Raw genomic sequence first — 26,147 nt, 5'->3', positions numbered from 1 at the left:
CGCTAGAAAACTTCTGGTTTTTCGATACACACGCGTCAGATGCTCGGAAAGACTCCGGGCATTTCTTCACCACTACCCCGCCAACTTCAAGGAGTAAAACGTGGAAGGCGTACAGGACATTCTTTCTCGGGCTGGTATTTTCCAAGGCGTTGATCCCGTCGCAGTACAGAACCTCATTGAGCAGATGGAAACCGTACGTTTCCCTCGTGGAACCACCATCTTTGATGAGGGCGAGCCAGGTGATCGTCTCTACATCATCACCTCGGGCAAGATTAAGCTTGCCCGCCACGCGCCGGACGGCCGCGAGAACCTCCTGACTGTGATGGGCCCGTCTGACATGTTCGGCGAGCTGTCCATCTTCGATCCGGGTCCTCGTACCTCTTCCGCAGTCTGTGTGACCGAGGTCCAGGCCGCAACCATGAACTCCGAGATGCTCAAGCAGTGGGTCTCTGATCACCCTGCTATTGCACAGCAGCTCCTGCGCGTTCTGGCCCGCCGTCTGCGCCGCACCAACGCTAACCTCGCGGACCTCATCTTCACCGACGTTCCGGGCCGCGTTGCCAAGACTCTGCTGCAGCTGGCTAACCGCTTCGGTGTTCAGGAGGGCGGCGCCCTCCGCGTGAACCATGACCTCACCCAAGAAGAAATCGCCCAGCTCGTTGGCGCTTCCCGTGAGACCGTAAACAAGGCGCTCGCCACCTTCGCACACCGTGGCTGGATTCGCCTCGAGGGCAAGTCCGTCCTCATCGTGGACACTGAGCACCTGGCAAAGCGCGCTCGCTAAAGCCTAAATCCATAAATAAAGCTCCTGGGAATCACTTCCGATTCCCAGGAGCTTTACTCTTAATTCCTATTTCTGGTCAGCCAGATACTTCAGCGCAGTACGGGTGGACTGCTCTGCGGCATGGCGCAGAACTGGGTCAACGTCGTCATACATCTCATCCACCAGAGTCTTCAGGTCAACGTCCTCGCCCAAGCGTGCGTAGACTTCCTTAATCTGCTCAAGGCGGTGGTGGCGGCGGTCAATGTACTTGCGTGCGACCTGCGAAACATCGTCCAAATCAGGGCCGTGGCCCGGCATCAAAGTGATGTCCTTGCCGCGCTCTTCCAGCATGTCCAAAGTCTTAAGGTACTCCGCCAAGTCACCATCCGTCTCAGACAGCAGGACGGTGTGACGGCCAGCGATGGTATCGCCCGTGAGGATACCCTCGAGCTGGGAATCCTTAGCCACACCAGACCAGACAAAGAACGAGGTCGAATCAGCGGTGTGGCCTGGGGTGTGGACAACCTCCAACTGCGGGGTGATGCCGTCAACGGTGATAATTTCGCCGTCGACAAGCGCTTCTGCCCCATTGCAGTAGTTCGGGTCAAAAGCTCGAATTGGCGCGCCGGTAAGCTGGCGCAAACGCTGCGCTCCAGACGCATGGTCGTCATGACGGTGAGTAACAAGAATCAACGCCACTTCACCCGCCTTCGCGGTGACGACGTTGAGGTGACCTTCGTCCTCCGGACCTGGGTCAACGACGATTGCCTTTGAATCTTCGTTAGCACGAACGATCCACGTATTAGTTCCCTCGAGAGCCGTGTAGCTAGGGTTGTCGCACAAGACAACGCCTACGGACGGGGTTACGGGACGCAATTGGCTGTATGCAGGATGCTCCATGATTATTAAGCCTATCCGATCACTTAGAAAGTTCCACGATAACTTCCACCTCAACGGGGGAATCCTTCGGAAGTACAGCCACGCCCACTGCAGAACGCGCGTGCGTGCCAGCCTCGCCGAAAACCTCCCTGATGAAATCGGAAGCACCATTAATAACTTCAGCCTGCTCAACAAAGTCAGGTGCAGAAGAAACGAAACCCACGACCTTAATTACGCGGGAGACGTTATCGAGTCCACTAAGAGAGTCGATCGCTGCGAGAGCATTCAGCGCGGCAGTGCGTGCATAGCCCTGTGCGTCTTCGATCGAGACGTCCGCCCCCACTTTGCCCGTGGCTGGCAGAACGCCCTCAACAACAGGCAATTGCCCGGAAGTCCATACTTGGTCGCCTACGCGAATAGCCGGAACATAGGACGCAAGTGGCTTCGCAACCTCCGGGAGAGAGTATCCAAGTTTGGCGAGTCGCGAAAGATGACTCATTACTGTTCCACCTCACGCTTGAAGTAAGCCACAACGTTCTCTGGATTCATACCAGGAGTGATGGTGACAAGCTCCCAGCCGTCTTCACCCCAGGAATCCAGAATCTGCTTGGTCGCGTGAGTTAGTACTGGCGCGGTAGCGTATTCCCATTTAGTCATAGACCATATACTACCGGTTTAACAGCCAAAATGACGCGTAAATAACGCTCTAGGTTTCCCTAGATTCCGATGAGTTCGCCGCCCTCAGCCAAGTAGTGCGCCCAGCTGGTAATGTGCGGATTCTTGCGCAGGAGTGCACGGCGCTGACGCTCCGTCAGACCGCCCCACACTCCGAATTCAACACGGTTGTCTAGTGCATCTGCGCGGCATTCATTAAGCACTGGACAATGGCGACAAATGACCGCGGCCTTACGCTGCTCGGCACCACGCACGAAGAGTGCATCTGGGTCACCGTTGCGACACTTAGCTTGAGTTACCCATTCACCACGCTCGGTTGCACTTACTGACTTGGCTGGACCCGTCACCTTCAGGCTTACGGTCATGGCTGGGTAGCTCCTTCCTCTACTACCTATCCCGCTAATCTTGCGAACAATTTTGACGAAATACCATACGCACGCATATCGCTCGCAGTATGATGTTTCATCAGGCGGAATATTATGTAACAACGGTAAGTGTATTCACACGCGTTAGCACTTGTCTAACACGTCACACTTTAGGGGGGAGTCTGCTATTCCCCGCTCACAGTTTCACCACGTAGGGTGTTCAACGTGACTGTCATCAAATCCTTGGCAAAAATTGCCCTCTCCACGGTCCTCGCGGGAGTTCTCATCGCCGTAGTGATTGCCCCCTTTGCGGGGCTTTCTGGCGTGGCGGTTGCCCGTACCAACGACACCATGCAGTCCGACTTACAGGATCTCACTGCTGGTGACACCCCGGGCGTAACCACCATTCTGGACGCCAAAGGCAACAGCCTCGCCTACCTTTTCGAGCAACGCCGTCACCCGGTGAGCTCCGACAAGATTTCCGATCCCATGAAGAAGGCCATCGTGGCCATCGAGGATCGTCGCTTCTACGAGCACGAAGGCGTGGACTTCCAGGGCAACTTTCGCGCGCTGTGGAGCAACCTAGCAGCAGGTGGAGTCTCCCAAGGCGCATCCACGCTTAACCAGCAGTACGTCAAGAACTATCTCTTACTGGTTAACGCCAAGACCGATGAAGAGCGCGCCGCGGCAACCGAGCAGTCCATTGCCCGTAAGCTGCGCGAGATGCGCATGGCGACCGACCTCGATGCGGAGTTGGACAAGGACGAGATCCTCACCAACTATCTAAACCTCGTCCCCTTTGGCAACCACTCCTACGGTGTAGAAGCCGCGGCACGCACATACTTTGGCATCCATGCCTCTGAGCTCACGGTGCCCCAAGCGGCGATGCTAGCCGGAATGGTCCAGTCTTCCGAGTATCTGAACCCTTATACCAACGAGCAGGAAGTCATTAACCGCCGCAACTTGGTCCTCCAGTCGATGGTGGATAATGGCGCTCTCGAACAGGCCGAAGCTGATGAGTACAGCAAGCAGGACTTGGGCGTGCTCGATAGCCCTTCCCTCCTCCCCAACGGCTGCATCAGCGCAGAAGACCGCGGCTTCTTCTGCGACTACGTCATCGAATACCTAGAGAGCAAGGGAATTTCCCGCGAGCAGCTCACACGCGGTGGATACACCATCAAGACCACTCTCGATCCTGATGTCCAAGACCAGGCGCTCAACGCAGTGCGATCCCAGACAGACCCCAAGACCCCGGGTGTCGCTGAGGTCATGAACGTAGTCAAGCCCAGCACGTCCACTCGCGAAGTGCTCGCTATGGTCTCTTCTCGCAAGTACGGTTTGGACCTCGACAACTACGAGACCATGCTCCCGCAGACCCACTCATTGGTGGGCAACGGTGCCGGCTCGGTCTTCAAGGTCTTCACCGCGGCAGCCGCGTTGGAATCTGGCTATGGCATCAAGAACCAGCTCGACGTCCCCACTCGCTATGAAGCAGAGGGACTCGGCTCCGGCGGCGCGGCAGGCTGCCCGGCTAATCGCTACTGCGTTGAGAACGCAGGCAACTATGCCGCAACCATGACGATGCAAGATGCGCTGGCTTATTCACCGAATACCACCTTCATCAAGCTCATCGAACAGGTGGGCGTGGAGCACGTGGTGGATATGTCGGTTAAGCTCGGTCTGCGCTCTTACGACGAAAAGGGCAGCTACGACGAAGAGACGTCGATCGCTCAGCACATCAAGGAATCCAACCTTGGCTCCTACACCCTCGGCCCTACCGCAGTGAATCCGCTTGAGCTTTCCAACGTGGGCGCTACGTTGGCCTCAGAAGGCATGTGGTGCGAGCCCAACCCCATCAAGCAGATCACGGACAAAGACGGCAATGAGGTCTACCTCAAGGTGCCGAATTGTGAGCGCGCGCTGAACAAGAACATCGCTAACGCATTGGCCAACAACATGACTGCGGACACCATCAAGGGCACGGCTTCTGCTTCCGCCAAGATGATGGGCTTTAGTGGCCAGGCAGCCGCCAAGACGGGAACCACCGAATCCAACCAGTCCTCCGCATTCTTGGGATTCAACTCCGGAATCGCTGCGGCTCCCTACATCTACAATGACGGAACCACCACGACTTCACTGTGCACCAGCCCAGTCCGCCAGTGTGGTTATGGCGATCTCTTCGGCGGCCTCGAGCCTGCCCGCACCTTCTATTCCATGGCTTCATCCGTCGCAGCCGCGGCCTCAGGCACGGTCCCCGATTACGACAAGGCCTATGACGACGGCAAAGTCAACTCCCTCCTCGATGGCCTCCGCGGCAAGTCTGAGAGCGAGGCTCGCTCCAAGCTCGAATCCGAGGGCTACCAAGTCAAGGTTTCGCAGGTCCAGGGCAACGGGGTTCCCTACCGCCGCGTGGTCCGCGCCATCACGGGTCCAGACGGGCTAAAGAAGGGCTCGGAAATCACGCTGCAGCTTTCCGACGGCACTTCTTCCGCACCACCGCCTTCCTCTAACGGTGGTGGCCGAGGCGCGGAGACCGATCAAACCAGTGGCGATCAGCATGCCCCGGATCCTTTCGGTAACCAGCGGCAAGGCAATCCCCCGCCGCTCATTCGCCAGGAGGACATCGACGCCATTGCCGACAGCGTGCGCGACCTCTTCGGCCTCTAGGCACACGCGCATTGAAAATCCCGCCGCCTCCTCTGCTTAGTGCAGGAAGACGGCGGGATTTCTTTTTGCGTCTTAGGCGAGCTTGGCCTTGACTGCGCTGGATAGGCGCTTGCCGTCGGCGCGGCCAGCAGCCTTGGCGGTGGCAACCTTCATGACGTTGCCCATCTGCTTGATGGTGGCAGCCTCGCCGGAGTCTGCCTCGACCTCGGCGATGGCCTCGCTGACGAGGACGTCGAGGGCGGCGTCGTCAAGCTGCTCCGGCTGGTACGCCTCGAAGAAGGGGACCTCGACAAGCTCGGCGTCCGCCAGCTCCTGGCGGCCATTTTCTGCATAAACCTCGGCGGACTCGCGACGCTTCTTGATCTCGCGGGAGATTACCTTAAGTACGTCCTCGTCGGTGAGCTCGTGGCGGGAACCGTTGGTTTCCTCGGCCTGGATGGCGGCGAGGAGCGAACGGATGGCGCTGGTGCGCTCCTTCTCACGGGCCTTCATGGCGGTCTTCAGATCTGCACGAATGGTTTCTTTAAGCTGGCTCATGTTCTTCAATCTACGCCAGGTAGGCTGTGTGGGGTGAAGATACTCCCGATTATCGGTGGCATTGCTGCCGCCGGCCTAGGCACCCTGGCGTGGGGTTACACCGAACTGACCAAGTTTGAGCTGAAGGAATACACGCTCCCGCTACTCCCAAAGGGGACGCTGCGTGGGAAAGAAGAATTCCGCATCCTGCACATCTCGGATCTGCACATGATTCCGGGGCAAGAAAAGAAGATTGAATGGGTCTCAGGCCTTGATTCCTGGGACCCAGACCTGGTGGTGAACACAGGCGACAATCTCTCCGACCAAGGTGGCGTACCGGATACTCTCCGTGCGCTCGGCCCGCTGCTGAGCCGCCCGGGCTTGTTTGTCTTTGGTACTAACGACTACTGGGCACCGCGCCCGGTCAACCCGTTTAAGTACTTGTTTGGAAAGAAACGCGAGCCCTCTTATGTTGACCTGCCATGGAAGGGCATGCGTGCGGCGTTTATTGAGCACGGCTGGCACGACGCCAACCAGGCCCGCGTGGAGTTCAAGGTCGGCGATGTAAAGCTGGCGGTGGCTGGTGTTGATGATCCGCACCACGACCTGGATGATTACTCCGAGATTGCCGGCACACCGAACGAGGACGCTGACCTGGCATTGGCGCTGCTGCATGCTCCGGAGCCGCGCGTGCTGGAGAAGTTTGAGGCTGATGGCTACCAGCTTTCACTGTCTGGCCATACGCATGGCGGGCAGATTTGTTTGCCAGGTTCGCATGCTCTGGTAACCAACTGCGGCATTGACCGTGCACGCGTCCAGGGCCTCCACGACTTCGGCAGAATGAAAATGCACGTTTCCAACGGCCTGGGCACCTCGAAGTTTGCGCCAGTGCGGATATTCTGCCGCCCCTCGGCGACCCTGCTGCGTATCACCGAACGCTAGGTAGCGCTCAGCTGGCGTTTTGTGGTTGACGCTCAGGCTGCGTTAAAGTATTCGGGTACCGATTAAAGCGGTTTTCCGGGATATGGCGCAGCTTGGTAGCGCGCTTCGTTCGGGACGAAGAGGTCGCAGGTTCAAATCCTGTTATCCCGACCATCAGCCTGGCTAGGTTTCTAGTCGGGCTTTTTCTTTTGCGCTTGGGCTGCGGGCTTGGGCTGCGGGCTTGGACTCCCGGATCTGCATAACTGACAACGAAGCACGCCCGTAGGCAAGAAATGATACCCTCGTTGTCAACTACGCAGATAGGCCACAGATCCGAGTGGACGCAACCGCATCCCAGCGAACGAAAAGCCCCCAGAAAGCAATAAAACGGGAAACGACGCGGCGCCCCTACAGCAGCCGCGTCGCCCCTATTCCCTATCACTCACAACGGATTGGAGAAACCGTTTGCCTACTCCCTAAGTAGGCATTGTGAGCAATTTTACCCTAGCACTGATTCATCATGGAACGTTAACCAAACCAAGACATTCACAGAAATCTCTGAACCAATACCTATTTGGACTACATTTTCATAGACCAAAAGGGTTCGCCACCTGGGACTTTTAGATTTCAGAACTTTCAGTTGGGCGCTTCATAACACCTAATGAGAATGCCGAAACTACACCAAGTACCCCCAACGCCGTCCACAGCAGCATGTGGTCGCCACCGTTACCCGCCACGGTCAGAGCCGAGGTAGTCCAATGCAGCGGAAGCAGGCCCATAACAACCTTCCAGGCTCCTCCCACCACAGCTGCCGCCACAGCGGACTTCCAGAACCAGCCCACCGCAGCAATCTGTGCCAGACCAAGCACAACTGCCAGGCCCGCGCCCACCTTGCCAAAGTAGCGCAGCAGGGCCGTCGTCAGCCCCGCCGACGCAAGGCTCGTCACCACTGCGGCTAGGCCAACCCACAGCGCGGCCTCACCAGTCGGACCCGTAGCCAGCAGGAAGAACATTATCTCCGCTAAAACTGCCAACACCACTACTCCACCGAACAACGGCAACCACGGACTGCGACCCGAGCACACCACAAAAGCCCCCAGACAAGCGCCACCCAGCGTCAGCACTACCGCAATCAACATGGCCACCACGGGGCTTAGCAGCCGCGCGTCTTGGACTCCGCCCGTCGGCGCAGGCAGCGCGCGCTGCACCTCTTGCACCTTCGACTGGTTCTGCTTTGCCATCCCGTCGACCTTTTTCGCGCCATCATCAAGCTGCTTTACGCCGCTCAGCGCCTCATCGACCTTGGCATCGAGCTGCTTCGTACCATCGTTGAGTTGCTTTGCGCCTTCGACAGCCTTGTATACACCGTCGTGGTAGCCATAGCCGTTTACAGCCAACTGGTTGGAAATCTCACGCGAGCCCTCCTTCAGCCTGGTCAGCTGGTCCGTTAGATTCTGATCCAGCTGGAAGTTGTTTACTTGGACACGCAGGTCAGCCAGCTGCGACTTGATATTGCGCGCCTCTGCGGAGTTATTGCCTTCTAGATCCTTAACGGTGCCATCGATGGCCTGTAACAGCTGGCCTTGCACCACCTTTAGCCCCACAATCTGGTCCACCGCAGCACCCACACCGTTTGCCACTTCCGTCGCGCCGTTGCCAAGCTGTGCCGTGCCGGATTGCAATTGAACCAAGCCGTCGTAAAGCTCCTGCGAGCCGGAGCTCAGCTTGTCGACGCCCCCTCCAAGTCCGTCCGCCCCCTCCTTCAGCTTGCCAGTTCCTGTCGCGAGCTGGCCGGTACCGGACTTAAGGAAGCCGGCTTGGGCTTGGGCTTCGCTGGCGGCGCGGGCGGCGTCGCTAAGCGCTGCGGAATCAGCGTTAGCGGCAGAGGGCGCCCCCGTGCCCTCACTCGACCAGGAACGAGCCGGATCCCAACCCGTGACGCCAGCAATAGCCGCGCCCGCCAGTAACGGCAGAATGAGGAGAATGCACAACAGGATTCCCCGCGTGCGGGACGGGCGGGAAGTCGATTCAGCGAGACGCGAGTTCATCCTTTCAAAATATCGCCACCACCACGGCAAACAACGCAGGCGCGCCGTTTTAAGCCAGGGCAAAGATACGGAATCCCCAAAACTTCAGCCCACTGATTCTCCCCCTAGCCGTACTTCTTCCTCTCACCGCTTGCTCCCCCAAAGACACTGCAGAAGGTGAGCCGCAGTTCGCTGCCGCCGAATCCAACACGGCCGCAAAAGAAACCGCCACTAGCGAGACCACTAGTAGCGGCATGCAGGGCCCCTGCTATGACGTCGAAGGCATGAAATCACGAGGCCTGAGCGACACTATGGCAGTGCACGCTCAGGCCTGTGATTAGGAGGTTGTATTACATGCTAGTTCTTCTCAGCGAAGAGCTCACGAACGCGCTTTTCTAGGCGTGGGGAAACTGCACCCCAGTAGGCGTAGACGCGCTCCTCGGTCTCTGGGGAAACACCAGCCATTGCATTGGTGATGTTGTCCGCCAGGCGCTCCTTCTCGTCATCGTTGTAGACGTTCTCATACAGGTCAGTTGCCTGAACCGTATCGGAGTCTTCAGCGTGGTGCACGTACGGTGCACGGACAAGGTCCAAGCCAGCCGGGTCCGGATTCACATAGAGGTCCGGAGCGGTGATGGTCTCCTGCACGGAGCGGTCGTTGACGTCGCCATCCAGGTAGCCGCCGCCCTTTGCGTGGCGGTTCGGGGAGTAGACAGGATCCTCAGGAGCGTTGAAGAGGAACTGCATGCTGCCCTCGTGCTCGTAGGTGTTGACCTTGTCCGCATTCAGCGGCTGGTTAACCGGCAGCTGCTTGTAGTTCGGCCCGATGCGGTAGCGCTGCTGGTCAGCGTAAGCAAAGACGCGAGCCTGCAGCATCTTGTCCGGCGAAAGGCCGATGCCTGGAACGAGGTTGGATGGGTCCAGAGCAACCTGCTCGATTTGCGCGAAGAAGTTACGTGGGTTGCGGTTGAGCACGAAGTATCCAACGTCAACCAGCGGGTAATCCTTCTTGGACCAAACCTTGGTGAGGTCAAACGGGTTGAAGCGATAGTTAGCTGCCTCAGCGAGCGGCATAATCTGCACCTTAACGTCCCAGATTGGGTAGTCGCCTTCTTCGATGGCGTTGTAGAGATCCTCGCGGTGGTAGTCGGCGTTCTTGCCGGCCTTCTCACCTGCCTCCGCGTCGGTGAAGTTTTCCACGCCCTGGCGGGTCTTGAAGTGGTATTTAACCCAGAAAGCGTCGCCTTCCTCGTTGACCCACTGGAAGGTGTGGGAACCGTAACCGTTCTGGTGGCGGGTGGTCTTCGGGGTACCACGGTCACCCATCAAGTAGGTGACCTGGTGGGTGGACTCTGGGTTGCGGGTCCAGAAGTCCCACTGCATATCCGCGTCACGCAGGCCGTTGACACCAAGGCGCTTCTGGGAGTGAATAAAGTCCGGGAACTTCATACCGTCACGCAGGAAGAAGACTGGGGTGTTATTGCCCACGATGTCGTAGTTGCCATCCTCGGTGTAGAAGCGCAGGGCAAAGCCATGCACATCGCGCCAGGTATCCGGGGAGCCCTGCTCACCAGCAACGGTGGAGAAACGGCCCATCATCGGGGTGACGGTGCCAGGCTGGAAGAGCTTTGCCTTGGTGTACTTGGAAACATCGTTGGTGATATGCAACTCACCGAAGGCACCATGCCCCTTAGCATGCGGCGTGCGCTCTGGCACGCGCTCGCGGTTGAAGTGGGCGAGCTTTTCGATCAGATGGATGTCATTGAGAACAACAGGGCCATTCTGGCCGGCAGTAATGCTGGTGTTCTCGGTCGCAATCGGCTGACCGGAGGGGCTGGTGGTGTTTGGGCCGCCCGCTGGGCGCTGACCCTTGTTGAGCACCTTGTCAGCTTCGGAGTTAGTCATGGAAAGCCTCCTAAAAGAAAATAGTTGATAATTGGGGTCGATTATCAATCACGGACAAGTAATAGCCTACCCTGTTTAATAGGTTTCTGCAACAGAAATTTCCAAATTGATAAGTATTGACAGCAAAGTCTGAATCAACTGTCATACTGGTAAGTTCATGGTGGTGAAACACCACTCCGAACATGACGACGCACGCGTCACCGACCTTGCCCTCAGGGCTGGTCGTGGCGACCGCGCGGCGCTAACGGAGTTCATCAAATCCACGCAGGACGACGTGTGGCGGCTACTCGCCCACCTAGGCGGCCCGGAAATCGCCGATGACCTCACACAAGAGACCTATTTGCGGGTCATTGGTGCCCTCCCCCGCTTTGCTGCGCGTTCGTCGGCACGCACCTGGCTCCTATCCCTGGCACGGCGGGTCTGGGTGGACAACATCCGGCACGACATGGCTCGCCCGCGCAAGTCCGCCACGGAGTATGAGGACGCGGCGGCCCAGGCCCCAGCAATCGAGAATTCAGGCACGTGGAGCGATTGGATCGACGCACGTGCGCTTATCGACGCCCTCCCTGCCGACCGCCGCGAAGCCCTCATCCTCACCCAGGTCTTGGGCTACACCTACGAAGAAGCAGCCAAGATCGCCGGCGTGCGCGTCGGCACGATTCGCTCGCGCGTGGCTCGCGCTCGCAAGGACCTTATTGAAGGAACCGATCCTTCCACAGACTAATAGCCTGCGGTCACAAGGTGAACACACGTAGACGGTGGCCGCTGCCTACCACCTACGAGAAGGGCTGCACGCATAACGACACCTGTGGCTTAACCACCGCTGGAGCTTCACAGGATTCCCAAGTGCAAGGAAATCGTTATCTACTAGTTATCAGCACTGCGATATAGCCATAAAGCCTGCGCTTTTGGGGCTGAATACTGAACGGATTTCATAATTTTCCACGAAATGACCACTATTTGGCTGGCAGTTCCCAGGCAAACGAAAGTAACCTGGTTAAAGACACACGTGACAAATCGACAGTCGACCCGACCCAGCGCGCGATAAGACGCGCGCATTTCTTTTGCTCGGCGCGTGTGGGAATGCGAGAAATCTCCTCATGCTGAAACGTGCATTGGCTATCTCCATGGCGTTTATTGGCGTCATTGTTGGCGCAGGCTTTGCATCCGGCCAGGAAGCGATGCAGTACTTCGTAGCCTTTGGAAACCAAGGATTCTGGGGCGTCGCCTTAGCCGCAGGTTTGATGCTCATCACGGGTATCGCCATTTTGCAGTTGGGCTCCTATTTCCAGGCCTCAGAGCATACCGCAGTGTATGACAAAATCTCGGGACCGATTACATCCAAGATTCTCGACTGGTCCACCATTGCGACCCTTTTCTCCATCGGCTTCGTTATGTTTGCTGGTGGCGGCTCAACCATCAGTCAGCAGTTCCCCGAAGTCAAGCTGTGGATGGGCGCGACCATCATGTTGGTGCTGGTTCTTCTCGTGGGCTTACTTGACGTCGACCGAGTCACTACCGTCATCGGTACCATCACGCCGTTCGTCATCTTTTTCATTGTGTTGGCCACCGGCTACACCATCGCGACTGCTGACGTTGACTTCGCGCAGCTCAATGACTTTGCCGTCAACAACGTCGACACCAGCCTTTCTCACTGGTGGCTTTCTGCACTGAACTACACCGGCCTGAACGTTATGTGTGCTGTGTCCATGTCCATCGTCATTGGCGGCAACATCCTTGATAACCGCGCAGTAGGAATTGGCGGCTTTATTGGCGGCATCATCTACCTCATCCTGCTCACCCTTTTGGTTGTCTCCTTGTTCATGGTGGCGCCGCAGGTCAATGGTCAGGATCTACCGGTGCTTGCACTCATCAACACTCTTAATCCGTCGCTCGGTTACATCATGACGTTCGTTATTTACGGCATGGTATTCAACACCGCGATCGGAATGTTCTATGCGCTGGGCAAGCGACTGACCCGCAAGAAGCCAAAGCTCTTCTACCCTGTTTATGCCGCTTCCTGTGTAATCGGCTTTATTTTGTCTTTCATTGGTTTCCAGTCCCTGGTCAGCAATGTCTACCCAGTCCTGGGTTACTTGGGATTGCTCATGATCGCTGTGATGGTGTTCAAATGGATCACCAATCGTGACAAAATCACGTCGGAGAGCAAGCGCCGTCATCGTGCGCACATCTTGGTCCAGCGCAAGCTAGACCCGCGTCAACGATTCACCAAGAAGAATCAGAAGGAGCTCGCAAAGCTCGCGGCCGCTTCCAATATGAAGACCGACGAGTTTGAGGACGCCATCGCCGAAGAAATCCACGAGGAGCTCGAGGCAGATGAAGAGCTCGAATACGACCGTGAAGATCCTGATCCTTCAGTTGTCTTCGTCGAGCACACCAAGCCGGAAGTTCCACGAGACTAATACAAAGCTCTCTCCTCTTCCTGCTTAAGCAGACCTTTCCAAGGCGTATGAGTTGGCCTAACCCAGCTCATACGCCTAATGTTGTACAACGCACACGTGATAAATCGAACGTCGAACCGGTATTGCGCCACCATGGCAGCAAACGCCTCGCACACAAACTGCACGCCTGCAAAATGATGAGCGCGGACTTACCCTCCCGGCGCGTGTGAGATAGCGAGACTCCCCCACACCTTATGTTTAAACGCGCAGTGGCCATCTCTATGGCCTTCATTGGCGTTATGGTCGGCGCTGGTTTTGCCTCCGGCCAGGAAGCCATGCAATATTTTGTTTCCTTCGGCACGCTTGGATTGTGGGGGATGGCGCTGTCCGCCGCCCTCATGATCGTTGCTGGCATCGCCTTCCTACAGCTTGGATCCTATTTCCAGGCTTCGGAGCATACCGCCGTCTACTCCCAAATCACCGGGCCGATCACCTCGAAAATCCTTGACTGGGCCACCATTATCACGCTTTTTGCGGTGGGCTTTGTCATGTTCGCCGGCGGCGGCGCCAACCTCGCCCAACAATTCCCTTCCCTGGCAACGTGGGTGGGCGCCTTGATCATGCTGGTGTTGGTGCTCATCACGGGGCTTCTCGACGTCGATAAAGTCACCGCTGTCTTAGGCCTTATCACGCCTTTTATCATCGTCTTCATCGGCTTCGTCACTATCTACAGCTTGGTAACGAACCAGACGACCTTGGAAGAAGCAAACAACTACGCCATCCACAACGTAGATCCCGCAATTGCTAATCCGTGGATCGCCGCCCTTAATTACACCGGCCTAACCGCTATTTGCACCGTTTCGATGGCCATTGTGATTGGTGGAAACTTCCTAGACAACAAAACCGTCGGCCTAGGCGGTGTTATTGGTGGCGCTATTTTCCTGTTCATGCTGGCGTTGCTGGTCTGCGCCCTATTCTTTGCCGCACCGCAGGTAAATGGCCAGGCAATGCCTGTCCTAGCGTTGATTAACACCATCCACCCCGCTCTGGGTTACGCAATGACCTTTGTCATTTACGGCATGGTTTTCAACACCGCAGTGGGCATGTTCTACGCGCTGGCTAAACGCCTGACGCGCGGCCATGAGAAGCGCTTTTACCCCGTTTACCTCATTACCTGCCTCATTGGCTTTGCGCTGTCCTTCGCTGATTTCAAGGAGCTCGTCGGACTGATTTATCCAATTCTCGGCTACGGCGGCTTGGTGGTCATTGCCACCATGCTCTTTGGCTGGGTTAAAAACCGCGGCAAGATGGTAAAGGAATCAGACCGCCGCACGCGTGCTCGTACGCTGGTCCAGCGCCGCCTTGATCCGCGTGAGCACTTTACCAAGAAGAATGAAAAGGAACTGCGCACCTTGGCCACGGCCTCCAACATGGAAACTGCGGAGTTTGTCGATGCCGTCGAAGAAGAAATCCACGAAGATCTCGAGGCAGATGAAGAGCTCGAATACGACCGTGAAGATCCTGATCCTTCCGTGGTCTTCGTCGAGCACACCAAGCCGGAAGTCCCAAAGTAAGAATCCGAAGTAAATAACTAAAAAGGAGCTTGTACATCCGTTTATTGGATGTACAAGCTCCTTTCTGTGTTTTATGGCTTTGTTTTAGGTCCGCGCGCTAGACCAACAGCTCGGCAATCTGAATTGTGTTCAAAGCTGCGCCCTTGCGCAGATTATCGCCGGAGACAACCAGCACGAGGCCCTTGTTGTCATCCACGGACTGATCCTGGCGGATGCGGCCCACCAGGGACTCATCGATACCTGCAGCAGCAAGCGGAGTCGGAACGTCGACGACCTTGACACCGGGGGCGTCGGCAAGCAGGCGGCGTGTCTCGTCCGGGGTGATTGCCTTGTCGAACTCCGCATGGATGGTCAGGGTGTGGCCGGTAAATACCGGGATGCGAACGCAGGTGCCAGCAACCTTGAGCTTAGGAATACCCAGGATCTTGCGCGACTCGTTGCGCAGCTTCTGCTCCTCATCGGTTTCCTCAGAGCCATCATCAACCAAGTTGCCAGCAAAAGGCAGCGCGTTGAAGGCAATCGGAGCAACGTATGGGCCAAGCTCTTCCTCAGAGACCTCCAGAACAGAGCCATCATGGACGAGTTCTACGTTGCGATCTCCAATCTCGGCAGCCTGCTTGGCCAAGGCCTCAACGCCAGCCAAGCCAGAGCCAGAAACTGCCTGATAAGAAGACACGTGCAAACGGTTCAGGCCAGCAGCATCGTGCAAGACCTTAAGAACCGGCATTGCGGCCATGGTGGTGCAGTTCGGGTTAGCAATGATGCCCTTCGGCGGATTCTTTGCCTCCTCCGGGTTTACCTCAGACACGATAAGCGGGACCTCAGGATCCTTGCGGAATGCAGAAGAGTTATCCACTACAGTTGCACCAGCAGCGGCGAAGACCGGGGACCAATCGCGCGAGGTAGCGCCACCGGCGGAAAACAGAGCAATGTCTACGTCAGCAATGGAGGCCTCAGTGACCTGGGAGAGATCTTCAACCACGATCTTTTCACCACGGAACTCCAGCTCCTGGCCAGCAGAGCGCGGTGACGCAAAGAAGCGCACCTTATCCGCAGGGAAGTTTCGCTCTTCAAGGATGGAGCGCATTACGCGTCCTACCTGGCCGGTAGCTCCTACGACTGCAATGGTGGTCATGAAAATTTCCTTCTTTCCCTGAAATGTTTTTAGCGGCCCGTACCAGCGTAGACGGTAGCTTCTTCTTCGCCGCCCAGCTGGAACTTCTCGTGCAATGCCACAGCCGCCTTATTGAGGTCAGTCTCGCGGACGAGCACGGAGATGCGGATCTCGGATGTGGAGATAAGCTCCATGTTGACGTCGGCGTCACGCAGCGCTTCGGTGAAGTCTGCGGTAACACCCGGGTGAGACTTCATGCCTGCACCGACTAAGGAAACCTTGCCCACTTGGTCGTCGTAAAGCACGTTTGCCCAGTGACCCTCGTTCTTGAGCTTGGTCAAGATCTCCATCGCGCGCGGGCCATCGGCACGCGGGCAGGTGAAGGTGATGTCGGTGGTGCCGGACTCCAGGGAAGAGACATTCTGCAGGACCATGTCGATGTTGATCTCGGCCTCGGCGATGGCGCGGAACACCTTCGCTGCCTCACCCGGGCGGTCCGGGATGCCCAAGACGGTAACCTTGGCTTCAGAGTTATCGGTCGCGATGCCAGTGAGTACTGCTTCTTCCACAGGGATATCCTCCATTGAACCGGCGATCAAGGTGCCGGGGTCGTTTGAATAAGACGAGCGAACTCGCAGGGGTACGTTGAATGCACGGGCGTATTCCACGCTACGCAGGACAAGAATCTTGGAGCCGACGGCCGCCATCTCCAACATCTCTTCGAAGGAGAGCTTCTCCAGCTTCTGTGCATCCGGCACAATGCGTGGGTCCGCGGTATAGACACCATCGACGTCAGAGTAGATCTCACAGACATCGGCTTGCAGCGCCGCTGCGAGGGCCACGGCGGTGGTGTCGGAGCCGCCGCGACCCAAGGTGGTAACGTCGCGGCTTTCCTTATTAACGCCCTGGAAACCAGCGACGATACAAATCTTGCCTTGATCCAGAGCCTCAGTAATGCGGCCCGGCGTGACGTCCACGATGCGCGCGTTGCCGTGGCGCTCAGTGGTGAGCACGCCAGCTTGGGAGCCTGTAAAGGACTGAGCTTCCGCGCCAAAGGACTCCACGGCCATGGCCACCAAAGCGTTGGAAATGCGCTCACCCGCGGTCAGGAGCATGTCCATCTCGCGCTGCGGCGGCACCGGGTTTACTTGGGCTGCCAGATCCAGCAGCTCATCGGTGGTGTCCCCCATGGCGGAGCAGACAACAACCACGTCGTTGCCCGCCTTCTTGGTAGCCACAATGCGCTCGGCGACAGCACGGATGCGCTCCGCGGTTTCGAGGGATGAGCCTCCGTATTTTTGAACGATCAGGGCCACGTTGGGATATCCACCTTTCACTGTGCTTTTCCCGCGACAGGCTATAGCCACAGGGCCGATAAGCCCTGCTATACCTGTCGTGCATTAGTCAGTTGTCCATGCTACCCCGGCGAGGTACTTCCTTTCACAATATGTGAAGGGGATCAAAGTGTTTTTATTCACCAATCATGCATTGCGCCGTATTTTTAGCGCCGCTCCGCCACCATAACGCAGCAACCCCGCAGCTGCCCGCATATACAGAAATCACTACACACGCCTGAATCATTCGTTATATTCACGGCGCCTTGAGTACGGTGGTGGGGTGTTCAGCAATCTCTTGGCGGTCTTGTTCGCCCTCGCCTCGGCCCTCACCGTGGCGTGGGGAACCGTCATCCGCCACCGGATCGCTCTCGAAGCGTCAAGTTCCGTCATGCGCACAGCCATGGGCAACCCCTTATGGTGGGTCGGCACCCTAGCAGCAGTGGTGGCCTATTGCCTGCAAATCATCGCTTTAGGATTCGGAACCCTGCTGGTGGTCCAGCCCATTTTGGTGCTTTCCCTCATGTTCACGCTCCCCCTTTCCGCCTGGTACTCCAAGCGTGCGCTGTCATTTCACGAGACCTTCTGGTGTGCGGCGCTGACAATCGCTGTGGGCGTCTTGGTGGTCTACGGCCGCCCCACTGCCGGCAATCCCCGTCCCTCCCTCAATGAATGGTGGCCGCCGCTTGTGTGTGGTGCCGCTGGTTTGGCCCTTTTAGGTCTGTTCGCCTGGCGCTACCGTGCCCGGCGTGCGCTCGCCCTGGGAACAGCCTGCGGCGCGCTCTATGGCTACGTCGCACTCTTGTCCAAGTCCGTGGTGGACATTTTCACCAACGATGGGCTGTGGCAGCTCGCGCAATCGTGGCAGCTATACGGCCTCGTCTTTCTGGCTGGAACAGGCACGGTATTACAACAGTATTCTTTCCATGCCGGCCCGCTCGCGCAGTCGCTTCCTGCCATGACCATCATGGAGCCCATCATCGCCTTCAGCTTGGGTTATGCAGTGCTCGGCGAGGAATTCCAAGTAGATTCCATCACGGGCTGGTCCGTGATGGCCGCCGCCTTGGCCGTCATGATTCTAGCAACGATCGTCCTCTCTCGGCGGCCAGTGGGACGTGCCCAAGTGCAGGCCGATAATTAGCTCGGCCCGGCCAGCGCGTTATAAATCGCCCCTTCAAAACTGCTAAATCGCCCAGTCAAAAACAGCCAGCATGTGCGCCGAGAACCAGGCGCCACCAAGCACCACTGCGCCCATTACAAAAGCCATCTGACGGGAGCTTGCCCACTTACTCATTTCGATTGTCCACGGAATAAAGAGCACGGCAGCCGGAAGCAGAAGGCGTGGGCGCGAGTGCATGATTCCGTCCGAGAGCAGCACGTTAGCTATGAGCGCTGCCGAAAAGAGCCACACCGGCAGCGGAAGCTTGCGCCAGGCAAGCACCAACAGAATGGGAGCGCCAACGATGACCAAGGTAGATAGCAGAAATCCTGCGTGATCCGCGGTCATCAGCGTGGATTTAACCCATTCAAAGGTGGCCACGCCGAAGTCGAACTGTGAATTCCAGTGTTCTTTCTGAATTCCAAAATATCCACCGGCGGCAGCTAGGTAGTGGTTGGCCATCGTGAGATAACCCAGCAGCGGCAACGCCGAGGCCACCAGCGCCACCCACGCCTTCCATTCCCGTGCGCCCCACAACAGCACAATCACGCCGAAGACCAAGATCACGTCCGCCGAGGTCAGACGAACGGCAGACAGCGCAAAAACCAAAAGTCCCGCGAGCAGCCATTTCCGGTCAATGAGCGCAACGAGCGCCCACATTGTCAGCGCGCCAAACAGCGCCTCCGTGTACGGCATCGCGAAGACGATGGACATCGGCGCTGAGGTCACCGCGATTGCTGCGGCCACGCGTGCCTTGAAGTCCGCACCCATGCGCTGCGCGATTGCCATAACACCCGCGGCCATGACCACGGTAAACACAAAATTCAGGAGGATAGCGGCGACGGGTTCCGAAAATCCCAGGAAACTGACGAGCTTAATGAGCAAAGGAAAACCCGGAAAGAAGGCCATCGTCGTTTCATAAACGTTGCCCTCGGTCACAATATCGGCGTTGAAGTAGCCGGCGCGTGCAATTTCTGTGTAGTATACGGCGTCCCATTTATTGAGCAGGCCCCACAAATTATCATCGTTGGCCTTGGCAAACATAGCGAGCACAGCAATGCGCAGGATGTTTCCTAGGACGCCCACGCCCAGGGCCGCGATCCAATCGCGCTGACGCTCGTGCTTGACGACGTCGCCAAGCGCATTGCTTTCCGCTTCCTCACCGAGACCTGTTTTGCTCGCGTTCTCCACAATGGATAATGCTATAGGTTAAGCGCCCGCCGCCGGCAATATGCCGCATTAGGCTGGACGAATCTTCCAGATTTCGCATTCTCCTCCCCCAAGCCACACCCTCATTTGTCTCACCCCATGGGAACACTTGCCACGGAATGGGAAGCACGTTAGTGTGATCCACATGACTACGCGGCTGAGCCTCCTCCTTATTTGCCGCGGCGGGAATTAGGCCTTGATAATCTTGCGGCCAGCGTCCCGTCGCGGTGTTCAGTGATGCGCATTCAGCCGCCATTGCCACAGCTGGCCGTGAGACACAGCTTCCACAAACCTTTCAAAACCTTCAAGGACCTTATAAAACATGTCTCCCAACGATTCCTTCATTTCTGCACCTCGCGAGATCAGCACTCCCAACGGCCCATTCGGTAAGAACCAGCCCGCATGGAACAAGCAGCGCGGCTCCTCGATGCCGGTTAACCGTTACCTGAGCTTCGCCGAAGAGGTCGAGGATATCCAGCTGCCGGATCGCACCTGGCCTGACAAGAAGATCATCTCCGCTCCGCAGTGGTGCGCTGTGGACCTGCGCGACGGCAACCAGGCGCTGATCGATCCAATGAGTCCGCAGCGCAAGCACCGCATGTTCGACCTGCTGGTCAAGATGGGCTACAAGGAAATCGAGGTAGGTTTTCCTTCCGCATCTCAGACGGACTTCAACTTCGTGCGCGAGATCATCGAGCAGAACAAGATCCCTGAAGACGTCACCATCCAGGTTCTGGTTCAGGCCCGTGAGCACCTGATTCGCCGCACCTTTGAGGCTTGCGAAGGCGCCAAGAACGTCATCGTTCACTTCTACAACTCCACCTCCAAGCTGCAGCGCCGCGTGGTCTTCCGCAAGGACCGCCCGGCCATCAAGAAGCTGGCTACCGATGCCGCCGCGCTCATCAAGGAGATCGCCAAGGACTACCCAGACACCAACTGGCGCTGGGAGTACTCTCCTGAGTCCTTCACCGGCACTGAGCTGGACTTCGCCGTCGAGGTATGCGACGCCGTCGTAGACATCATGGAGGCCACCCCGGAGCACCCGATGATCATCAACCTGCCTTCCACAGTGGAAATGATCACCCCGAACGTCTACGCCGACTCCATCGAGTGGATGCACCGCAACTTTGCCAAGCGCGACTCCATCATCCTGTCCCTGCACCCGCACAACGACCGTGGCGAGGGCATCGCCGCAGCCGAGCTGGGCTACCTGGCGGGCGCCGACCGCATCGAAGGCTGCCTGTTCGGTAACGGCGAGCGTACCGGCAACGTGGACCTCATCACCTTGGGCCTGAATATGCTGACGCAGGGCGTCGATCCGCAGATCGATTTCACCGACCTGCCCGCCATCCGCGAGACCGTGGAATACTGCAACCAGCTGCGCGTTCCTGAGCGCCACCCCTATGGCGGCGAGCTGGTCTTCACCGCTTTCTCCGGTTCCCACCAGGACGCCATCAACAAGGGTCTGGATGCACTGGCCAACGAGGTTCGCCCTGGCGCCAACAACACCGAGGTCTCCTGGGACGAGCTGCGCGAGACCGTCTGGGAGGTTCCTTACCTGCCCATCGACCCGAAGGACGTCGGCCGCGACTACCAGGCTGTTATTCGCGTGAACTCGCAGTCGGGCAAGGGCGGCGTTGCCTACATCATGAAGACGGATCACGGCATCAACATGCCGCGCGCCATGCAGGCGGAGTTCTCCGCTGTGGTACAGGAGGTTACCGATACCGAAGGCGGCGAGGTCAACTCCAAGAACATGTGGGACATCTTCGCCACCGAGTTCCTGGACCGCGAAGCACCGCTGGCGCACAAGACCTTCCAGATCGATAACTCGCCTAACGACGACTCGGAGGCAAAGGTCACGGCAACCGTCGAGTACAACGGCTCCGAACATGTCATCTCCGGCCACGGCAACGGTCCGATTGCGGCCTACGCCAACGCTCTGGAACACCTCGGCATCGACTTCGAGGTCATCGAGTATTCCCAGCAGTCCCGTACCGCTGGTGACGACGCTGAAGCAGCTTGTTACATTGCTGCCGATGTCAACGGCACCCAAGTGTGGGGCGCGGGCATCGCAGGCTCAACCACTCGAGCCTCGATCTTCGCCATCAACTCTGCGGTCAACCGCGCACTGAACTAGCCGCATCTGCACACCCCTCCCCGACTGCGCGCCTAGGCCAAAGCCCCGCGGATACGGTTTAGGTGGTAGAAGTCGAAACATGACTTCTCCCCTGTATCCCATCCCGCACCTTGGCCTAGGCGCAGTTCAGTCGCTTCCCGTTTGTGATGCCGCTACCGCGCCCTCCGATCCTGAGAAGCAACTCGTTTCCCTCACGCGTCTGACTAACGGCGGGTGGGATGTCATGTCCGGCGAAGAGAAGCTGGGCTCGATCGCTGCCCGCGATGCTGCAGAGTATCCAGAAATTGAGCTGCTTTTCGACGCCGGCCTAACCCCCGCCGTCACTTTTCTCCACGGCACCCAGCCCGCCATCCTTCTACCACGGCCAGGCCTATGTTTGCCCGCCAATAACCCGCCGAGTTCCCCGTGGGCAATACTGGATTATGCCCCCGCTATAAGCGTTCACGACATTCCAGACGACGTGGATATTCCGCACTACGGCCGCATCCACCTTCTTGTCACCCTGCGAACCGCCGAATCCGATCCCCACAGCATCAGCGCATACTTAGGGCCGCAATTCATCGCAACGCTAGACGACGCCCCCGCATACCTTTCTGCGATCATCACAGAAAATGCCGCAGATGGGCTGACCACACTAGCGCATGCTTACCACTACCCCCGCCAAAACGGGCGCGTGCTTAACATTTACGCCTCTAACGCCGTCTCCCAAGAATCGCGGGAGGGAACGGGCCAGGAACGTCTTTTAGCAGAACGTACCGCCACCACTAGCGTTGCCGCCGAGACTTTCGAGACGGCCAGTTTTAAAGCCATCACCGATACAGACCTTTCCCGCATCGATCGACTCCCCAGCACAAAAGGTGATGCATCACCCAAGCCGGGCAGTCCTAAACTCTGGCTCATTCTTATTATTTTGACTGTCGTTGCATTAATTTTGCCAACTGTATATATGGCTGCCCACTAAACATTATTCGTTAGGCGTAATATGCTTCCCCCACTCGCAAAGCGTCAATAGTCCCAGCTAAAGGCCAGCTTATACGTTTGAAAATTATTCATTTTCGAAGTAAGATTTTCTACAGATTATTAACCTATGCGGGCATTTTAATGGATAGTGTTAGTGAAGCTGTCACCGGCAACCCCACCCCAATGCTTGCCGGTGATTGCAGTATTTGAATACTTAGTTTTATTGAACCCCGACTTTTTGGCTCAGCCGGTACCCCCTATAAGAAGGCGAATATTGATGAAGTCGACCAACTACATGGTCCCCGACCATGGTTTTGGCAATGTCAATAACATTCCCATTCAAGAAGTAAACCCTGACTTCTTGGTGGACCTTATGGAAAAAACGGGCACCGATCAACCAGAAATCAAGGTCAATTTGAGCGGTTCCTCCAAAGAAGGCTTCAGGGTCCGCTATCAGGACACCACGATCGGCCACCTCGAAAAGAGCGACGTCAGCGCTTATACCGAGCTGGACTGGATCATTGATGCTGGCCTGCATCCACACGTCACCGCTCGCATCGCGATGGTCGAAATGGACGGCGAACAGTGGCCTTCCTTTGACGTTCAGCTCCCAGCCCCGGGCCTATGCGTGCCTGCAAATAACCCCCCAGCTGAGCGGTGGGCCTTGCTGCCGGGTTCAACCCCTGCAACCATCACTAATTTTCAACCAAAAATGGACGTGCTCCCCGAGGGGGCCGAGCACTTCCTCGTCACGCTCTATGCCCGCCGTTTCCTTGGCCGCCGCGCTGTAGCTGTTCTCGTCGACGGAGTACAAATTGCCTCTCTGGACCGCGAAGATGCCCGTCGCCTTGCAAACACGGTGCTAGAGTATCAGCAAAACGGCCTCCTTGCAGTCGCTCACGCCTACTACTGCATGGAGGAATCCAAGCCGAGCTTGGTTGTTTATGCCGATGTTGAGGATAAAGCTAATCGCGCAGTCGTAGCTGGCACCCTCACCGCAGCGTCAATGGGCCTTTCTGCTGTTACAGCTGCACGTGCAGAGGCAGCAGAGCACGCAAACATCCACTTCTTCGGGTCCACCAACAATCAAGTTGCAGCCCTAATGACTTCCAAAACTGCTTCTACGGCTCTCATGGGCAGCAACATTGGTTTGAAGCTGGTGGCGGCTGCAAGTACCGCGGTCATTGTTGGTGGCGGGGCAAACTTTGCAGCTTCCATGTTCTCTGTAGACAAGCAGAAACACGAGGAAACAGCTGCATTACAGGGAGAATCCTTCGACGATTCCTCCTTCCAAGACGAAGTCACACCGTCCCGCAATACTTTGGGCAATAAGTCCCATTCCAGCTCATCCGTTGCTACAGCTCCTGGCACCGAAAGCCGAGGAGGATTCCGCACTATTGAAGAGGACTCTGACTCCGCTTCCAACAAAAATGGGCACCGAAACGTAGCTACGCGCATCCAGGCGAAGGCGATTGAACCGACGCCTGAGCCTGCAAACGAAGACGTACCGCAGGTCACTGAAACTTCTGTAGTTCTATCTACACCTCGTACTACTGCGCCCCGCAAGTCAGAGACCACCGGCCCGGCACCTTCGGTTGAGGTTACAACCGCACCCCCAAGCACTGTGTATACCAAGGAGCGCGCAGTCGACCATCCGTCCACCACCGACGCCCCTACTACGAGCCGCGAACCAAGCACTCCGCAGCCGCCTACGCCCGAGATCGTCCCGTCGACCACGCCGCGAACCACGCCACCGACGAGCAAGCCGCAAACCACGCCACCGTCGACCAAGCAGCCAGAACCTACGCAGCCCTCAAGCCCGGCCACACCGACTAGGCAGGTTACAACGACGGTAATAACTATCATCATCCGCCCCTGAGTCACACACTCGCCCGTTGAGCGGTTTCGCGCGGTCTGGGTACTACACTGATAAGAATGAGCATGACCCCCGGCCCTGATTCAGCCCCCGCGCCTTCTCCGGCTGCGCTGGCCACTGGCCACCCCCGCACTCCCGGCCGGGCTTCCGCTCCGAACCCCGGCCCCAAGCCGCAAGCACAACCGCCTAAGCCTGGGCCGCAGGCACAAAACTCCGCGGCCCGTACCCCTGCTTCCACTGAGCAAGAGCCAGCGCAAAACCACCGCGAGCCCAGCACGCAAGAAATCGCGCAAACCGAGGCTGTGGCCGCACATCCTTTCGTCGCGCTCACCGTCCAGACCACAGGAATTCACCCCTCCACGGCTCGGCTCGTTGCAATCGACGCCCTAACCTTCAACGCGCAAGGCGAAGTCGGCCAGGAATTCCATGCTGTTATCAACCCTGACATAGACCCCGGTCCGCGCCACCTTCATGGCCTGACTCCCGAAGAGGTCGCTAGAGGCCAAGCCTTCTCCCGCCTTCTCAAGCCCTTGGACCGGCTTATCGACGGCCGCACGCTCATCGTCCACGACACCCCCTTCACTTGGGGCTTCATCGTGTCCGAGGCCCGCCGCGCCATGATGGCAGCGGCCCGCCAGAATCGCTCGCGCAACCGCAATCGCAACAAAGGACGCCGTCGCCGTCAAAAGGTCGGACACGTTCCCACCCCGGTCACCATCGTGGATACTCTCGCCACCGCGCGCCGACAGGGGGTATGGGAGAACGACATTAGGCTGGCGGCCGTCGCCAAGCGCAGCGGACTCGATGTACCACCAGCCACCGCAACTACGCAGCGCGCGCAGCGCAGCGAGGCGGAGACCTCCCGTGAGGCTACGCAACTGCTGTACCGCCTCTACAGCCTCCAAGCAGGCAAGACGCTGAGTACGTACGCACCTGACGAACTGCGCGCGGACCGCTTTGGGCTGCAGCGCTCACACGTGCGCGTCGACGCCGCGGAAGCTCCGCGGCAGCACCATAACCCGGGCAAGTACCAGCCGGGCAAGGAGCTGCGCCGTGGCATGGAGATCGTGGTCGCCCCGGAAATCTTGGAAGATCCGGACACCATCATTTCTGCGCTTGCCCGTGAGGAGCTCAACTACTCGGAAAAGCTGACCCGTGAGACTTCCTTGGTGGTTTGCAACGTGACCACTGACCTGGTGGGCAAACCGATGCACGCGCACCGCAAGGACATCCCCCTGATGTCTGACACGGCCTTCCTCGCCGCACTCGAACGCATCGAGGAGGCCCAGGAGCCGGAGCCAAAGAAGGAGCAGTCGAGCCGACACGCACACGTTCCGAACAGCAACAATCGCCGTTCGAGCAACGCTAACCGACGCCGCTCCCGCCGCAAGTCTTCCTCCGCAACAGGCAAGCCAGCCAATCCCAATGCACAAGTTGCTGAGAACAAGCAGGATGCTGCGCACAGCACGCAACACAACCCACAGAACAAACCACAGACCAAACCGCAGAACAAGTCCGGCTCTGGAAATGGCAACAAGCGACGTCGCCGCCGCGGCGGACGAGGCGGACGCGGACGCCGCGGAGGGAACAACTCTGCGGGGAATAACTCTGCAAAGAATCAAAACTCCGGACAAAACTAGGCGCGCGAGTCCCGTCCGGTG

At 57.7% G+C, this 26,147-nt stretch carries 21 protein-coding genes and 1 tRNA gene; 12 read left to right on the top strand and 10 right to left on the bottom strand.

The genetic code is table 11. The annotated features are described in order from the left end of the window. The first annotated feature begins 100 nt into the window (after window positions 1-100). Window positions 101-784 (top strand): CRP-like cAMP-activated global transcriptional regulator GlxR, encoded by a 684-nt coding sequence (gene glxR / locus HMPREF3153_RS11935; protein ID WP_046645713.1) that lies wholly within the window; start codon window positions 101-103, stop codon window positions 782-784. Between the two features lie 66 nt (window positions 785-850). Here the strand turns inward: glxR and HMPREF3153_RS11930 are convergent, their stop codons facing one another. From HMPREF3153_RS11930 to HMPREF3153_RS11920, 4 genes are read right to left on the bottom strand one after another with little or no spacing between them, the layout of a single operon-like run. Next, window positions 851-1,663 (bottom strand): MBL fold metallo-hydrolase, encoded by an 813-nt coding sequence (locus tag HMPREF3153_RS11930; RefSeq protein ID WP_046645714.1) that lies wholly within the window; start codon window positions 1,661-1,663, stop codon window positions 851-853. Window positions 1,664-1,682: 19 nt separating this feature from the next. Continuing rightward, window positions 1,683-2,141 carry a RidA family protein gene (locus HMPREF3153_RS11925; protein WP_070420985.1) on the bottom strand — a complete coding sequence of 153 codons (459 nt, stop codon included), beginning with the start codon at window positions 2,139-2,141 and terminating at the stop codon, window positions 1,683-1,685. Beyond that, window positions 2,141-2,299 carry a Sp36 family protein gene (locus tag HMPREF3153_RS12685; RefSeq protein WP_086892235.1) on the bottom strand — a complete coding sequence of 53 codons (159 nt, stop codon included), beginning with the start codon at window positions 2,297-2,299 and terminating at the stop codon, window positions 2,141-2,143. The genes HMPREF3153_RS11925 and HMPREF3153_RS12685 overlap by 1 nt, the downstream gene beginning before the upstream one ends. A 59-nt stretch (window positions 2,300-2,358) precedes the next feature. Then, complete coding sequence (locus tag HMPREF3153_RS11920; protein ID WP_034657256.1) at window positions 2,359-2,682, bottom strand: WhiB family transcriptional regulator; 324 nt, start codon at window positions 2,680-2,682, stop codon at window positions 2,359-2,361. Window positions 2,683-2,907: 225 nt separating this feature from the next. Here HMPREF3153_RS11920 and HMPREF3153_RS11915 point away from each other — a divergent pair, with 225 nt between their 5' ends. Then, window positions 2,908-5,349 (top strand): transglycosylase domain-containing protein, encoded by a 2,442-nt coding sequence (locus tag HMPREF3153_RS11915; RefSeq protein ID WP_070420984.1) that lies wholly within the window; start codon window positions 2,908-2,910, stop codon window positions 5,347-5,349. Between the two features lie 72 nt (window positions 5,350-5,421). Here HMPREF3153_RS11915 and HMPREF3153_RS11910 read toward each other — a convergent pair whose 3' ends face one another. Continuing rightward, the gene (locus HMPREF3153_RS11910; RefSeq protein ID WP_070420983.1) at window positions 5,422-5,886 is read right to left on the bottom strand and encodes a GatB/YqeY domain-containing protein; all 465 of its coding nucleotides are present in this window, start codon (window positions 5,884-5,886) and stop codon (window positions 5,422-5,424) included. 33 nt (window positions 5,887-5,919) lie between these two features. Between HMPREF3153_RS11910 and HMPREF3153_RS11905 the strand changes: the two genes are divergently transcribed. Continuing rightward, a complete protein-coding gene (locus HMPREF3153_RS11905; protein ID WP_070420982.1) occupies window positions 5,920-6,807 on the top strand; it encodes a metallophosphoesterase in 888 nt (295 codons plus the stop codon). A 76-nt stretch (window positions 6,808-6,883) separates the two neighbouring features. Then, window positions 6,884-6,960: transfer RNA gene (locus tag HMPREF3153_RS11900), tRNA-Pro, on the top strand. A gap of 446 nt (window positions 6,961-7,406) precedes the next feature. On the opposite strand, the gene HMPREF3153_RS11895 is transcribed toward HMPREF3153_RS11900, so the two are convergent. Continuing rightward, a complete protein-coding gene (locus HMPREF3153_RS11895) occupies window positions 7,407-8,834 on the bottom strand; it encodes a YhgE/Pip domain-containing protein (protein ID WP_070420981.1) in 1,428 nt (475 codons plus the stop codon). 336 nt (window positions 8,835-9,170) lie between these two features. After that, the gene (locus HMPREF3153_RS11890; RefSeq protein ID WP_070420980.1) at window positions 9,171-10,718 is read right to left on the bottom strand and encodes a catalase; all 1,548 of its coding nucleotides are present in this window, start codon (window positions 10,716-10,718) and stop codon (window positions 9,171-9,173) included. A gap of 157 nt (window positions 10,719-10,875) precedes the next feature. On the opposite strand from HMPREF3153_RS11890, the gene HMPREF3153_RS11885 reads away from it, so the two are divergent. The 3 genes from HMPREF3153_RS11885 (at window position 10,876) to HMPREF3153_RS11875 (ending at window position 14,694) form a co-directional block, all read left to right on the top strand. Next, on the top strand, window positions 10,876-11,442 hold the full coding sequence (locus HMPREF3153_RS11885) for an RNA polymerase sigma factor (protein WP_049064492.1): 567 nt from the start codon (window positions 10,876-10,878) through the stop codon (window positions 11,440-11,442). A 376-nt stretch (window positions 11,443-11,818) separates the two neighbouring features. Then, window positions 11,819-13,141: a YkvI family membrane protein gene (locus HMPREF3153_RS11880; protein WP_070420979.1), complete on the top strand. Its 1,323-nt coding sequence runs from the start codon at window positions 11,819-11,821 to the stop codon at window positions 13,139-13,141. Between the two features lie 233 nt (window positions 13,142-13,374). After that, window positions 13,375-14,694, top strand: a complete 1,320-nt coding sequence (locus HMPREF3153_RS11875) for a YkvI family membrane protein (RefSeq protein ID WP_046645722.1) — start codon at window positions 13,375-13,377, stop codon at window positions 14,692-14,694. 97 nt (window positions 14,695-14,791) lie between these two features. Here HMPREF3153_RS11875 and HMPREF3153_RS11870 read toward each other — a convergent pair whose 3' ends face one another. Together HMPREF3153_RS11870 and HMPREF3153_RS11865 are read right to left on the bottom strand one after the other, a co-directional pair. Next, window positions 14,792-15,829 (bottom strand): aspartate-semialdehyde dehydrogenase, encoded by a 1,038-nt coding sequence (locus HMPREF3153_RS11870; RefSeq protein ID WP_070420978.1) that lies wholly within the window; start codon window positions 15,827-15,829, stop codon window positions 14,792-14,794. Window positions 15,830-15,858: 29 nt separating this feature from the next. Next, a complete protein-coding gene (locus HMPREF3153_RS11865; RefSeq protein ID WP_005530337.1) occupies window positions 15,859-17,124 on the bottom strand; it encodes an aspartate kinase in 1,266 nt (421 codons plus the stop codon). Between the two features lie 301 nt (window positions 17,125-17,425). Here HMPREF3153_RS11865 and HMPREF3153_RS11860 point away from each other — a divergent pair, with 301 nt between their 5' ends. Beyond that, the gene (locus HMPREF3153_RS11860; protein WP_070420977.1) at window positions 17,426-18,283 is read left to right on the top strand and encodes a DMT family transporter; all 858 of its coding nucleotides are present in this window, start codon (window positions 17,426-17,428) and stop codon (window positions 18,281-18,283) included. 42 nt (window positions 18,284-18,325) lie between these two features. Here HMPREF3153_RS11860 and HMPREF3153_RS11855 read toward each other — a convergent pair whose 3' ends face one another. Next, window positions 18,326-19,492: a mannosyltransferase family protein gene (locus HMPREF3153_RS11855; RefSeq protein ID WP_070420976.1), complete on the bottom strand. Its 1,167-nt coding sequence runs from the start codon at window positions 19,490-19,492 to the stop codon at window positions 18,326-18,328. Window positions 19,493-19,832: 340 nt separating this feature from the next. Between HMPREF3153_RS11855 and leuA the strand changes: the two genes are divergently transcribed. From leuA to HMPREF3153_RS11835, 4 genes are all read left to right on the top strand, one after another. After that, window positions 19,833-21,650 carry a 2-isopropylmalate synthase gene (gene leuA, locus HMPREF3153_RS11850; protein ID WP_070420975.1) on the top strand — a complete coding sequence of 606 codons (1,818 nt, stop codon included), beginning with the start codon at window positions 19,833-19,835 and terminating at the stop codon, window positions 21,648-21,650. 79 nt (window positions 21,651-21,729) lie between these two features. Continuing rightward, the gene (locus HMPREF3153_RS11845; protein WP_070420974.1) at window positions 21,730-22,611 is read left to right on the top strand and encodes a hypothetical protein; all 882 of its coding nucleotides are present in this window, start codon (window positions 21,730-21,732) and stop codon (window positions 22,609-22,611) included. A gap of 276 nt (window positions 22,612-22,887) precedes the next feature. Further along, window positions 22,888-24,489: a hypothetical protein gene (locus HMPREF3153_RS13165; protein ID WP_070420973.1), complete on the top strand. Its 1,602-nt coding sequence runs from the start codon at window positions 22,888-22,890 to the stop codon at window positions 24,487-24,489. 56 nt (window positions 24,490-24,545) lie between these two features. Next, entirely contained in the window at window positions 24,546-26,126 is a 1,581-nt protein-coding gene (locus tag HMPREF3153_RS11835; RefSeq protein WP_070420972.1) for an exonuclease domain-containing protein, read from the top strand. Window positions 26,127-26,147 lie beyond the last annotated feature (21 nt).

It is taken from the genome of Corynebacterium sp. HMSC06C06, assembly GCF_001807295.1.
Lineage (GTDB): Bacteria > Actinomycetota > Actinomycetes > Mycobacteriales > Mycobacteriaceae > Corynebacterium > Corynebacterium striatum.
This window is presented reverse-complemented; position numbering and strand designations above follow the sequence as displayed.